The sequence below is a fragment of the Streptomyces sp. NPDC007095 genome (genome assembly GCF_040634475.1).
GTDB lineage: Bacteria > Actinomycetota > Actinomycetes > Streptomycetales > Streptomycetaceae > Streptomyces.
On record NZ_JBEYFS010000168.1, the window covers coordinates 16,001 to 27,252 of the forward strand.

Here is an 11,252-nt window from a genome sequence, read left to right on the forward strand (position 1 = left end):
TGTCGTCGTCACCGTTGGCGACGAGCACGGGTTGCTGGATGACGGAGCTGCGGCTGTGCCAGCCCCCAGCGGCGGATGGCCTTGAGCTGGGAGAAGTAGGAGATGAGGGAGATCGCCTTGTCCCGGTCCTGCGTGCGCTCCTTCAGATGAGCCAGGAACTCCTTGCCGGCCCGACGCCCGTTCGCGGTGCGGGTGAAGAAGAGGAGCTGCTTCGGATCCTGAAGGTTGAACAGCGCTCGGACGGTGTCGAAGCGGGAGACCCGGGTCACGTTCTTGACGCCCTCGCCGCCGGCGGGACCGGTGCCCGCGAGGATCAGCCTGCGGATGAGTCGCGGCTCGGTCTGCGCGAGCACCTGGGCGATCAAGCCACCCATCGAGAGACTGAGAATGTCCACCTGCTCAAGCCCGAGCACCCGGATGAAGGTGACGGCGTCCTTGGCCACCTCCTCGATGGTCTTCGGCGTCGAACCGGTTGGCCTCCAGGTCAGCGATCTCGGCTTCCACGCGCTCTTCTTTGGTAACCAGGCGGCCGTAGCTCATCGCCTTGTGCTTGGAGGCATTGGCTTCGACCTTGGTGCCGTCCAGGGCGACGCGGCCCATCTTGACCATGCCCAGCTTCTGCGCGAGGTGCAGGGACTGGGTGAACAGATCGGCGAGAGCGTCCAGGTGACGGCGGCGGAACCGGGCGATCGAGCGGTAGTCCGGTGCCTGGTCGGCGGCCAGGAACTGGAACGCGACATCGTCCACGCACTTGCGCTCGATCGCCCGGGACGAGCGGACGCCGGCGGTGTAACCGTAGATCAGCAGCCGCACCATCAGCCGCGGGTCGTAGGGCGGGAAGCCCCGCTTCTCGGTGTAGTCGGCCAGGACCGGTCCGAGGTCCAGCACGTCGTCGACCAGCTCGGCGACGAAGCGGGCCAGATGGTCCTGGGGCAGCCAGTCGTCCAGCGACGGCGGCAGCAGCAGGACCTGGTGCGGGTCGAACGACCTGAATCGCTTGTCCACCGCCGCCGCACGACGTGGCGGCTGTTTGCCCTCGGCCGGCTCGACCTCGAACAGCCCCTCCTGATCACGCAGACCGGGATCATCCCGCACAACTGATCATCAGACGCACGCGGGTTGCCGGTTACTGCGACTGAGCACGCTGGTTGGCCACTCTGAGCATTGCAGCTGGCCGGCCCACGGCAGCGCGTGCGCCAGCCGTCAGGCGTCGAAGCGGCGGCGGGCAGCTTCAATGTGACCGAAGTACTGGTGGGTCCAGCCGCACATTCCGTCGACCGTTGCGCGCAGGGCTTGACCCGGCTCGGTGAGGGTGTATTCGACCCGCGGTGGGACGGTGGGGTGCACGGTGCGCTCGACCAGGCCATTGCGCTCCAGCATGCGCAGGTTCTGGGTGAGCATCTTGTGGCTGATGCCCTCGATCTCGTTCCGCAGCTCGCTGAAGCGCAGGGTGCGTTCACCGAGACCCTCGACGATGAGGAAGGCCCACTTGTTGGCGACGTCGGAGAAGATCTCCCGAGCCAAGGAGCCCGCACGCGCCAGGTCTGCATCCTCGGGCGAGCCTGTGAACTGCGTGGTCACCATAAGGTTCTCCAGTCACTGAAAAGTGCGTTCTTCCACGTCAGCGTCCACTCTCTTACGGTTTCTGAGTAACCACAAGAGAGTGAGCGTCTTGGTCGGCGCGGACGCGAGCCCACAGGCGCTCAGGACGAGGAGACAGGCAGCATGGCCATCACCTTTATGAACCCCAGCGGATTGCCCAAGATCGACGTCTACCAGCAGGTGTCGATCGCATCCGGGACGAGGCTGGTCTTTATCGCCGGGCAGGTCGCCTGGGACGCCGAGGGAGTCACGATCGGCGAAGGCGACCTTGCCGCCCAGGTCGAGCAGAGCTATCTCAACGTCGGCACCGCCCTGGCCGAGGTCGGTGGCTCCTTCGACGACGTGGCAAAGCTGTCCTTCTACGTCGTCGACTGGACCCCCGACAAGATGCCCCCGCTCCTGGAAGGGATCTCCCGGGCAGCCACGAAGCTGGGGGTCACCCCGGCCCCGCCGACCACACTGATAGGCGTTGCGGCACTGGATGTCCCCGGCCATCTGGTCGAGATCGAAGCCACCGCGGTCCTCGACTGAACAGGTGCTCTTTGCCGCTGAGCGCCGAAATGGCCAACTAGGCGGCGCTCAGCGGCCAACCAGCGTGCTCGGTCACAGTTACTGACCCACGCTCCTAGTCCAGGTGGGTGAGGAGACCACCGGGACACCGGACCGGGGGCCGAGCTCGCGGTAGGCGAAGGTCACTCATGATCGCCAGGTCCCACCTGCTGCCCGCGCTGATCGTCTGCGGTATCGGCCTGGGCAAGTACTTCGCCCCCAGCGCCAACCTCGTCATGAGCACGGTCCGCCCGAAAGAGCAGGGCATCGCCTCCGGCGCGAACAACGCGATCCGCGAGGTCGGCGGCGCGTCGCTGGCCGCGGTCTTCTCCGCCCAGGGCGGCTACGGCTCCGCCTCAACCGAACCAAGGCCCGCCTTCACCAGGCCCGGACACGGGGGCCCGACCCCGCTCGGACGTACAGAGCGGGCGCGCACCGGAAAACTGAACGCGCCACCTGCGCAGTCGCATCCTGCCGCTCACCCCACGGGCTTCAGGCGGAACGCGGGGCCGGGAACACTCTCGACATCTTCGGCCTGTACGGCATGACCTGCTCCGCAGCGGATCTGGACGCCTACGGGTGCGCCGCACTCGCGATGCCGCGTCAGTACGGCCGGCCCCTCGGGGTCGGCAACGTGGCGGTCCCCCCACTGCAGAAGTCCCATCACGGCCGGCACCAGGTCCATGCCCTTGGGGGTGATCACGTATTTCGGACGGCTGCGGGAACCGGGCTCCTGGTAGCTCTCGGTGGCCAGGATTCCCTCGGCCACGAGCATCCGGAGCCGCGCCGAGAGAAGGTTGCGGGGGCAGCCCAGGACGCGTTCGAAGTCACCGAAGCGGGACGAGCCGTACCAGACCTCACGCAGGATCAGGATCGTCCACTTCTCGCCCACGATCTCAAGGGTCCGCGCGATCGAGCAGTTCGACGTGTCCCGGTCGAGGCGGAGATCCGCACCGGTGTCCTTGGCAAGTTCGGTCCACGCAGTCATGGGCATGATTCTAACGCGATCTGAGTTTACTTTTCGATACCTAGAAACGGGTGCGCGTATCCGCTACCACGCATCAGCACCAGACCGGCCCCGCACGCCGGCACCCGCCGCAGCAGTGACGTACCCCACACGCCTCACAGGCTGTTGACAGCTCGTCACACGGTCCGTGATCCTCCTGATCGCAGCAGAGCGTGGCACGGTTACCGCGTCCTGACGGGCCGGGAACTCGGGGTCCAGTCCACCGATCCGCAACCGCGGTGATGCGAAGGGACCCGGTCGCGTCCGGGGAAGATTCCATCACGCCCTGGGTTTACTTTCCGATACTCAGAAAGTAGCGTCCAGATCAGCACACCCGCCCGGCAGCGTCCGGCGAGGCCGGGCCCGGTACCGACCCGAGCAGGAGCGTCACCATGGCAAGGCCCCAAGTACAGCAGTTCACACCGCTCCTCGTGAGCGTCAGCGCGAAAGCGGCGATCCCCGGCTGACCTCGCGGCGCCCGCGACATCGCCCGCTCCAACCGGATCGGCACTCGGCTCCGCCACCACCTCGGCAACTGAGCCGAAGACCGGCTCGCTCCGGCCCTCCTCCCCGCCTCTGCCGACCGGCCGGCGATACGGGTGTCCCGCACCCACCTGTTCGCCGACGCGCCCCGGAAGCGGCACGACCCCGAAGCCACAAAGGAGTGCGCGATGGGAACGTACGAGGATGTCTTCCGTGCCAGCCTCGAAGAGCCGGAATCCTTCTGGCTGAAGGCGGCGGAAGGCATCGACTGGGACACCCCTCCACAACGCGCCCTGGATTCCTCGGGCGCGCCCTTCTACCGCTGGTTTCCCGACGGGCGGCTGAACGTCTGTTTCAACGCGCTCGACCGGCACGTCGAAGCCGGTCGGGGCGAGCAGCACGCGCTGGTCTACGACTCACCCGTGACCGGCACGCGGCGCACGTACACCTACGCGGGGCTCACGGACGAGGTGGCGGCCTTCGCCGGAGCGCTCGCGCAGCTCGGCGTGGGGCGCGGCGACCGTGTGGTGATCTACATGCCGATGGTCCCCGAGGCCGCAGTCGCGATGCTGGCCTGCGCGCGGATCGGCGCGGTCCACTCGGTCGTCTTCGGCGGGTTCGCCCCGCGTGAACTCGCCCTCCGTATCGACGACGCGGCCCCGAAGGTCGTCGTCTCCGCCTCCTGCGGCATCGAGGGCGAGCGTGTCATCGCGTACAAGCCGCTGCTCGACCGGGCGATCGAACTCGCGGCCCACAAGCCGGAGAAGAGAGTGATCCTGCAACGCCCGCAGGAGCCGGCAGAGTTGGGGCCCGACGATCTCGACTGGAGCGAACTGGCCGCTGCCGCGCAGCCGGTCGACTGCGTTCCCGTGGCCGCCACCGATCCCCTCTACATCCTCTACACCTCGGGAACGACCGGAAAGCCCAAGGGAGTCGTCCGTGACTGCGGCGGCTACGCGGTCGCCCTCCACTGGTCGATGAGCGCCGTCTACGACGTGGGCCCCGGCGAGACGATGTTCACGGGCTCCGACGTCGGCTGGGTCGTCGGGCACTCGTACATCGTCTACGCGCCCCTGCTGGCCGGCGCCACGACGGTCCTGTACGAAGGAAAACCGGTCGGCACCCCGGACGCGGGCCAGTTCTGGCGCGTGGCCGCCGATTACGGCGTCAAGACCATGTTCACGGCACCGACCGCCCTCCGGGCCATCCGCAAGGAGGACCCGAAGGGCACGCTCACCGCCGGCTACGACCTGTCCGCCCTGCGCCACCTCTTCCTCGCCGGTGAGCGCCTCGACCCCGAGACGTATCACTGGGCGAGCGCTCTGCTGGACATCCCGGTGATCGACCACTGGTGGCAGACCGAGACCGGCTGGCCCATCGTCGCCAACCCCGTGGGCATCGAGGCCGCGCCGCTCAAGCCGGGGTCCCCGACGCGCCCGCTGCCGGGCTGGGACGTCCGGGTCGTCGATCCCTCGGGCAAGCCGGTCCTCCCGGACGTCGACGGCGCGATCGTCGTGAAGCTCCCCCTGCCACCCGGCGCCCTCCCCACCCTCTGGAACGACGACGAGCGCTACGTCGCGTCCTACCTCTCCGCCTTCGACGGCTACTACCTCACCGGCGACAGCGGCCACATCGATGACGACGGCTACGTCTTCGTCATGGGCCGCACGGACGATGTCATCAACGTCGCCGGACACCGGCTGTCCACCGGCAGCATGGAGGAGGCCCTGGCCGCCCACCCCGACGTCGCCGAGTGCGCCGTCATCGGCGTCGCCGACGCGCTGAAGGGACAGGTCCCGCGCGGCTTCGTCGTACTGAAGGCCGGCACCGACCGCGAACCGGGCGAGGTGGAGGTCGAACTCGTCCGGCTCGTACGCGAGCGTATCGGTGCGGTCGCCTCCCTCAAGGACGTCACGGTCGTGGCCGCCCTGCCCAAGACCCGATCGGGAAAGATCCTGCGCAAGACGATGCGCGGTATCGCCGACGGCCACGACGAGCCCATCCCGTCGACGGTGGACGACCCGGGGGTCATCGAGACCCTGCGTCCCGTTCTCCGCCGTCCGGATCACACACCGTGACCGGCGACGCACGGCCCGTCCGCCAGGGGGCGGAATGCCTCCAGTGGACTTCGCGCGGCACAACCCTGCCACCAGGCCAGGGGTACATTTCGGACATGGGGACCGGTGTGCATCTCTTCCTCAGTGATCTCGCCCGGGGGCTCATGCCTCGGACGGGTCGCGTGGCGGATGTGGTGCTGCGACGCCTGCGCTGCGAGTTTCCCGAGCTGTGGCAGTACGAGGACATCGCCGCCGTGGCCCCGGCCGGACTGTCCGAACACGTCGTCGCCGCTTTGGACTTCCTCGCCCACGGCCGTGTCCTGACCGAGGTCAGGACACCGCCCGCGGCCATCGAGTTCGCCTGCCGTCTCGCCGAGCACGGAGTGCCGATCAGTGAGCTCCTGCGCGTCTACCGGATCGTGCACGCGGGTCTGCTGCATGAGTTCTATGCCGAAGCGGCCCGGATCACCGACTCCCAGGAGCTGCTCAGTCAGACGACCGTCACTCTGAGCGCGCTGGCCTTCGAGTATGTCGACCGTACGGCGGAGCAGGCTGTCGCGGCCTACCAGCGGGCACGTGACCGGTGGCTGCAGCGGCGGCTGATCGTGATCAATGAGGCCGGGACCCGGATCGGAACGACCCTGGACATCGCGGTCACCGCGCAGGAGCTGGCGGATGTCGGGACCGATCACTTCGCCGACCTCGCCGCCGTCGACCTGCTCTCCTCCGCCCTCGAGGAGGAGGACCTCCACCCGGCGCCCGCTCCTGCCACCCTGTGCCGCATCGCCCAGGCGGCCTCGGCCGGCTGCCCGGACCTGGCATGCGCCGCGGGGTGGACCCACAGCTACCCGGAAGGCTCGGAGCCGGCCCGTGTACTGACCAACGGACAGCCCCTCCGCCTCCGCGTCACAGCGGATGACGTCCCCGCGTGGCTGGCGACATCGCCGGATCACGCGCTCGCCCTGCGCGCGTGGGGTCCGCACTCCCTGCTTCTGGTCCCCCTGTGGGCCCGTGGCAGTCCGCTGGGACTCGCGCAGTTCGTCCGCCGCCGGACGGCGGATCCGTTCGACGACGACGAGATGCTGCTGGTCCAGGAGATCGCGTCCAGAGCGGCGGTGAACATCGACAACGCCCGTCGCTACACGCAGGAGCGATCCACCGCGCTCACTCTCCAACGCAGCCTGCTGCCGCACCGTACGCCGGAGGAGTCGGCCGTCGAGACGGCGTCGCGCTACCTGCCCAGCGGATCACGCGCCGGAGTGGGGGGCGACTGGTTCGACGTGATTCCGCTCTCCGGAGCCCGCGTAGCTCTCGTCGTGGGCGACGTGATCGGCCGCGGCATCCAAGCCGCGGCCACCATGGGCCGGCTGCGGACGGCCGTCCGCACCCTGGCCGACCTCGACCTGCCTCCCGACGAACTGCTGACCCACCTGGATGACGTCGTCATCCGGTCGCAGCGCGAGGAGGAGTGCGCGGACGAGATCAGCGCCACCTGCCTGTACGCGGTCTACGACCCCGTCTCCCGCGTCTGCTCCCTTGCCAGCGCCGGACATGTGGCTCCGGTAGTGGTGGCTCCCCTGGCCGGTGACGCCGATGCCCCGGCATCGCGTACGGTCGACTTCCCGGAGCTGCCGGTCGGCCCGCCCCTGGGCCTGGGCGGACTCCCCTTCGAAACGGCGCAGTTCGAACTGGAGCACGGCAGTCGGCTGGTGCTGTACACCGACGGACTCGTCCAGAGCCGCACGCGCGACCCGGACCGCACACTCGCGTTGCTGCACGACGTTCTCGCCAGGTCGCCGGCCTCTCTCGAAGAGACCTGTGACGAACTGCTGTCCGCGCTGCTGCCCCACCGCCCCGCGGACGATGTCGCCCTCCTCGTGGCACAGACCAGAGTCCTTGACTCCGGCCACGTCGCCACCTGGGATCTGCCCTGCGACCCGGCCGTCGTCTCCAAGGCCCGCGCCCAGGCGTCCACTCAGCTGGCCGCCTGGGGTCTGGAGGACATGGCCTTCACCACCGAGCTCGTGGTCAGCGAACTGGTGACGAACGCCATCCGCTACGGCAAGGGCCCCATCCAACTGCGAATGGTCCTTCAGGCCACGCTGACGTGCGAGGTCTCGGACGCCAGCAGCACCGCCCCGCACCTGCGTCGCGCCCGGGTCTTCGACGAGGGCGGCCGTGGCCTGCTCCTGGTCGCCCAACTCACCGAACGCTGGGGGACGCGGCACAACCGCGAGGGCAAGGTCATCTGGGCCGAGCAGCTGATTCCGAGCCCCTCGACCGAGGCGCCGTCCTCTCCGGAGTGAGGATCCGCACGGGTTCCGCGGGATCCCCACTTGCCACGTCGCACCCTCCCGCATAATATTACGTTCGTAATTCTACGATCGCGCCGACGTTCGCTCGGCTGGCCGGTCGGGGTGTTGACCGCCTCCCCCGCGCCCCTCGGCGATCCATCACCCCTTGCAAGAGGAATCCTCATGCTGAACGCCCTGTGGAACCCGACCACCGTCGGAGACATCCCGCTGCCGCACCGCCTGGCCATGGCACCCCTGACCCGGAGCCGCGCCACCCCGGAGGGCGTGCCGACCGAGCTGAACGCCGAGTACTACGCCCAGCGCGCCTCGCACGCGCTCATCATCACCGAGGGCACCCAGCCCTCCGCTGACGGCCAGGGCTACCCGGCGACCCCGGGCATCTACACCGAGGAGCACATCGCCGGCTGGCGCAAGGTCACCGACGCCGTGCACGCGGCCGACGGTCGGATCATCATCCAGCTGATGCACGCCGGACGCATCGCCCACCCGGACAGCACCCCGCACCACCGGCAGCCGGTGGCCCCCTCCGTGATCAGGCCGCAGGGCCTCACCTTCACCCCGTCCGGGATGCAGGAGATGCCCGAGCCGCGCGAGCTGTCCACCGAGGAGGTCGCCGCGACGGTCGAGGACTTCCGCCACGCCGCCGCGGCCGCCATCACGGCCGGCGCCGACGGCGTCGAGATCCACGGGGCCAACGGCTACCTGGTCAACCAGTTCCTCTTCCCCAGTGCCAACCAGCGCACCGACCAGTACGGCGGCTCTCTCGACAACCGGATCCGTTTCGCGGTGGAGGTCGCCACGGCCGTGGCCGGCGAGATCGGCGCCGGCCGCACCGGCATCCGGATCTCCCCCGGAAACCCCTTCCAGCTCAACGACCTCACCGAGGACGACCCCCACGAGCTCTATCCGCACCTCCTGCGCGCCCTCGCCCCCCTCAACCTCGCCTACCTGCACATAGGTCACGGCGGCGACGAGGAACTCCTGCACACCCTGCGCAAGCTGTGGCCGACCACGCTGCTCCTCAACCGGGCGGGCGCCGACATCGCGACCCGCGCCAAGGACGTCGAGGACGGCGTGACCGACGTCGTCACCGTCGGCTCCATGGCCCTCGCCAACCCCGACCTGGTCGCGCGCGTACGCTCCGGGGCGTCCCTGAACACCCCCGACCCGAACACGTTCTACGGCGGCGGCGCGGCCGGCTACACCGACTACCCCGCCCTCACCGCCTGACATCGGGCCCACGCGCCCGGGGAGTCTTCGCCCCGGGTGCTCCGGACGGACCCCGGTACGCGTCGGCCCGGCACCCCGTTCCTTGCTCGGGTTGCCGGGCCGACCCGACGTGCACGGCGGGCGGCACACTTCGGAAGAGGCGCTCGACCGCTCGCCGCCGGGGCTCAGGCCGAGGAGGCAGGCACCGGAAAGAGCGTGCAACTGCTCGTGGCGTGAGCGAGCAGCCGATCCGTCGCGTCGACCAACTGAGCCTGGGCGAGGGCGGTTTGACGCCCCCTGATGACGACGGTGCCGATGGCGCGCACCGTGCCCGTTTCCACGGTGACCCGACGCAGGAACTTCATCGTCAGGTCGAGCGAGGTGTACGCCACGCCCTGCGGGAGAGTGGACTGGACGGCACAGCCTGCCGCCGAGTCGAGCAGGGTGGCGAAAATGCCGCCGGGCACGCTGCCGATCGGGTTGTAGTGCTCCTCCCCCGGCGTCAGGGAGAACACCGCCCTGCCGGGCTCCACCTCGTCCAGGGTGAAGTCGACGGTGTGATTGATCGGCGTTATTGGCGGTTGATTGCGCATTGTGCCGGTCGCACAGTCGAGGGGGTGGGCGCGGCGCCGTTCCTGCTGAAAGGGCCCCCATGATTGCCAGCCTTTCCCTGCCCCGGATCCTGCGCGTCGGGCGTGGCGCCGTCGGTGAACTGGGCGATGTGGTCACAGGGCTGGGCCTGCGCCGCCCCCTGCTGGTGACGGACGCGTTCCTCGCCGGAACCGGTGCGGCGGAGCGGCTGATGACGACGTTGAGGGACGCCGGTCTGCAACCGCTCCTGTTCACCGAAACCGTCCCGGATCCGACGACCGACTCGCTCGGCGCGGGACTGGACGTCCTGCGGGAGCACGAGGCGGACTCGGTGATCGGATTCGGCGGCGGCAGCCCGATGGAGACCGCCAAGGCCCTCGGCCTGCTGGGCGTCCAGGGCGGGCGGATGCGGGACTACAAGGCCCCGCGAACCAACCTCGGCCCGGCAATTCCGGTGATCGCGGTCCCGACGACCGCCGGCAGCGGCTCCGAGGCCACCCAGTTCACCGTCATCACCGACAGCGCCACGGACGAGAAGATGCTCTGCACGGGGCCCGCGTTCCTGCCGGTCGCCGCCGTCGTCGACTTCGAACTGACCCTGTCGATGCCCTCCCGACTGACCGCTGACACCGGCATAGACGCGCTGACGCACGCAGTCGAGGCGTATGTGAGCCGCAAGGCCAACCCGTTCTCCGACGGCCTCGCCCTGAACGCGATCCGGACCATCGGCCGCCACCTCCGCCGCGCCTACGCCGACGGGGAGGACATCGAGGCCCGCGAGGCGATGATGCTCGACGCGGCCGACGCCCTGTACACGGGGCTGGCCACGCACTTCGTCGCCGGGGACAGCCTCGACGCGGTCGCGCACGCCCTGGCCGACAACCCCGGCAACCCGGTGGACGTCGTCCTGAACCGCCTGGCCGGCTGTTCCCCCGTGGCGGGGAGTGGGCTGGCGAAGGTACGCGGCGAAGTGGACTGGGCGTTCGGCGCCCCGGTGCTCGGCGAGATCGAGAAACGCCTGCACCACCTCGGCACTCCATGGGCTGCGGCCGCGCTGACCTCCCTGGAGGCCGCCTCGCCGCAGAGCCTGGAGATCACCCACGCCCTGCTGGCCCGGGCAGGCAGCACGCGTTGCGCCAGTGTCTGGACACCGAACTCGCCCTCACGCGCACGGTCATCCGGACGCCGGACTTCCTGGAGGGCGTCCGCGCGGCCCTGGTCGACAAGGACCGCAGTCCCGCATGGCGACGCGCGGCGGACGACGCCCGCACCCAGCCGGCCTGACGATCTCCGGGTGCGGGCGAGGCGGCGCCCGGCCGGCACTGGTCCCCGGGCGGGCTCTCCACGGCGGGGGGCATCACGATCGGGCGCGGGGAAGGAGCGCCGCCCGGCGACTCGGGCGTTTCCGAACTCGCCGCGACAACGCGCCATGAAGTGGGC

At 69.5% G+C, this 11,252-nt stretch carries 8 protein-coding genes and 3 pseudogenes; 6 read left to right on the forward strand and 5 right to left on the reverse strand.

Going from position 1 to position 11,252, the window contains the following annotated elements; translation table 11 throughout:
• Positions 1-8: 8 nt before the first annotated feature.
• The 3 genes and pseudogenes from ABZ656_RS40740 to ABZ656_RS40750 all read right to left on the reverse strand — a co-directional run bounded on the left by ABZ656_RS40740 (position 9) and on the right by ABZ656_RS40750 (position 1,584).
• Positions 9-443, reverse strand: a complete 435-nt coding sequence (locus ABZ656_RS40740) for an alpha/beta hydrolase (protein ID WP_360275257.1) — start codon at positions 441-443, stop codon at positions 9-11.
• A gap of 31 nt (positions 444-474) precedes the next feature.
• Positions 475-1,059, reverse strand: a pseudogene (locus ABZ656_RS40745) (transposase); the annotation flags it as partial.
• A 144-nt stretch (positions 1,060-1,203) separates the two neighbouring features.
• Positions 1,204-1,584: a helix-turn-helix domain-containing protein gene (locus ABZ656_RS40750; RefSeq protein WP_360275260.1), complete on the reverse strand. Its 381-nt coding sequence runs from the start codon at positions 1,582-1,584 to the stop codon at positions 1,204-1,206.
• A gap of 141 nt (positions 1,585-1,725) precedes the next feature.
• Here ABZ656_RS40750 and ABZ656_RS40755 point away from each other — a divergent pair, with 141 nt between their 5' ends.
• Both ABZ656_RS40755 and ABZ656_RS40760 read left to right on the forward strand, forming a co-directional pair.
• On the forward strand, positions 1,726-2,133 hold the full coding sequence (locus ABZ656_RS40755; RefSeq protein ID WP_360275263.1) for a RidA family protein: 408 nt from the start codon (positions 1,726-1,728) through the stop codon (positions 2,131-2,133).
• 188 nt (positions 2,134-2,321) lie between these two features.
• Positions 2,322-2,507, forward strand: a pseudogene (locus ABZ656_RS40760) (MFS transporter); the annotation flags it as partial.
• A gap of 122 nt (positions 2,508-2,629) precedes the next feature.
• Here the strand turns inward: ABZ656_RS40760 and ABZ656_RS40765 are convergent.
• Complete coding sequence (locus ABZ656_RS40765) at positions 2,630-3,139, reverse strand: helix-turn-helix domain-containing protein (protein ID WP_101406535.1); 510 nt, start codon at positions 3,137-3,139, stop codon at positions 2,630-2,632.
• A 689-nt stretch (positions 3,140-3,828) separates the two neighbouring features.
• Between ABZ656_RS40765 and ABZ656_RS40770 the strand changes: the two genes are divergently transcribed.
• The 3 genes from ABZ656_RS40770 to ABZ656_RS40780 all read left to right on the forward strand — a co-directional run bounded on the left by ABZ656_RS40770 (position 3,829) and on the right by ABZ656_RS40780 (position 9,242).
• A complete protein-coding gene (locus tag ABZ656_RS40770; protein WP_101406536.1) occupies positions 3,829-5,718 on the forward strand; it encodes a propionyl-CoA synthetase in 1,890 nt (629 codons plus the stop codon).
• A gap of 95 nt (positions 5,719-5,813) precedes the next feature.
• The gene (locus tag ABZ656_RS40775; RefSeq protein WP_360275267.1) at positions 5,814-8,003 is read left to right on the forward strand and encodes a SpoIIE family protein phosphatase; all 2,190 of its coding nucleotides are present in this window, start codon (positions 5,814-5,816) and stop codon (positions 8,001-8,003) included.
• Positions 8,004-8,174: 171 nt separating this feature from the next.
• The gene (locus ABZ656_RS40780; protein ID WP_360275270.1) at positions 8,175-9,242 is read left to right on the forward strand and encodes an alkene reductase; all 1,068 of its coding nucleotides are present in this window, start codon (positions 8,175-8,177) and stop codon (positions 9,240-9,242) included.
• 164 nt (positions 9,243-9,406) lie between these two features.
• Here ABZ656_RS40780 and ABZ656_RS40785 read toward each other — a convergent pair whose 3' ends face one another.
• Positions 9,407-9,814 (reverse strand): PaaI family thioesterase, encoded by a 408-nt coding sequence (locus tag ABZ656_RS40785; protein ID WP_360275273.1) that lies wholly within the window; start codon positions 9,812-9,814, stop codon positions 9,407-9,409.
• 59 nt (positions 9,815-9,873) lie between these two features.
• On the opposite strand from ABZ656_RS40785, the pseudogene ABZ656_RS40790 reads away from it, so the two are divergent.
• Positions 9,874-11,096, forward strand: a pseudogene (locus ABZ656_RS40790) (iron-containing alcohol dehydrogenase).
• Positions 11,097-11,252 lie beyond the last annotated feature (156 nt).

What these genes read in the sequence shown, in the direction of transcription:
- ABZ656_RS40785 (WP_360275273.1), bottom strand. Translation starts at nt 9,814, where the DNA reads ATGCGCAATCAACCGCCAATAACGCCGATCAATCACACCGTCGACTTC.
- ABZ656_RS40770 (WP_101406536.1), top strand. Translation starts at nt 3,829, where the DNA reads ATGGGAACGTACGAGGATGTCTTCCGTGCCAGCCTCGAAGAGCCGGAA.
- ABZ656_RS40780 (WP_360275270.1), top strand. Translation starts at nt 8,175, where the DNA reads ATGCTGAACGCCCTGTGGAACCCGACCACCGTCGGAGACATCCCGCTG.
- ABZ656_RS40750 (WP_360275260.1), bottom strand. Translation starts at nt 1,584, where the DNA reads ATGGTGACCACGCAGTTCACAGGCTCGCCCGAGGATGCAGACCTGGCG.
- ABZ656_RS40765 (WP_101406535.1), bottom strand. Translation starts at nt 3,139, where the DNA reads ATGACTGCGTGGACCGAACTTGCCAAGGACACCGGTGCGGATCTCCGC.
- ABZ656_RS40775 (WP_360275267.1), top strand. Translation starts at nt 5,814, where the DNA reads ATGGGGACCGGTGTGCATCTCTTCCTCAGTGATCTCGCCCGGGGGCTC.
- ABZ656_RS40755 (WP_360275263.1), top strand. Translation starts at nt 1,726, where the DNA reads ATGGCCATCACCTTTATGAACCCCAGCGGATTGCCCAAGATCGACGTC.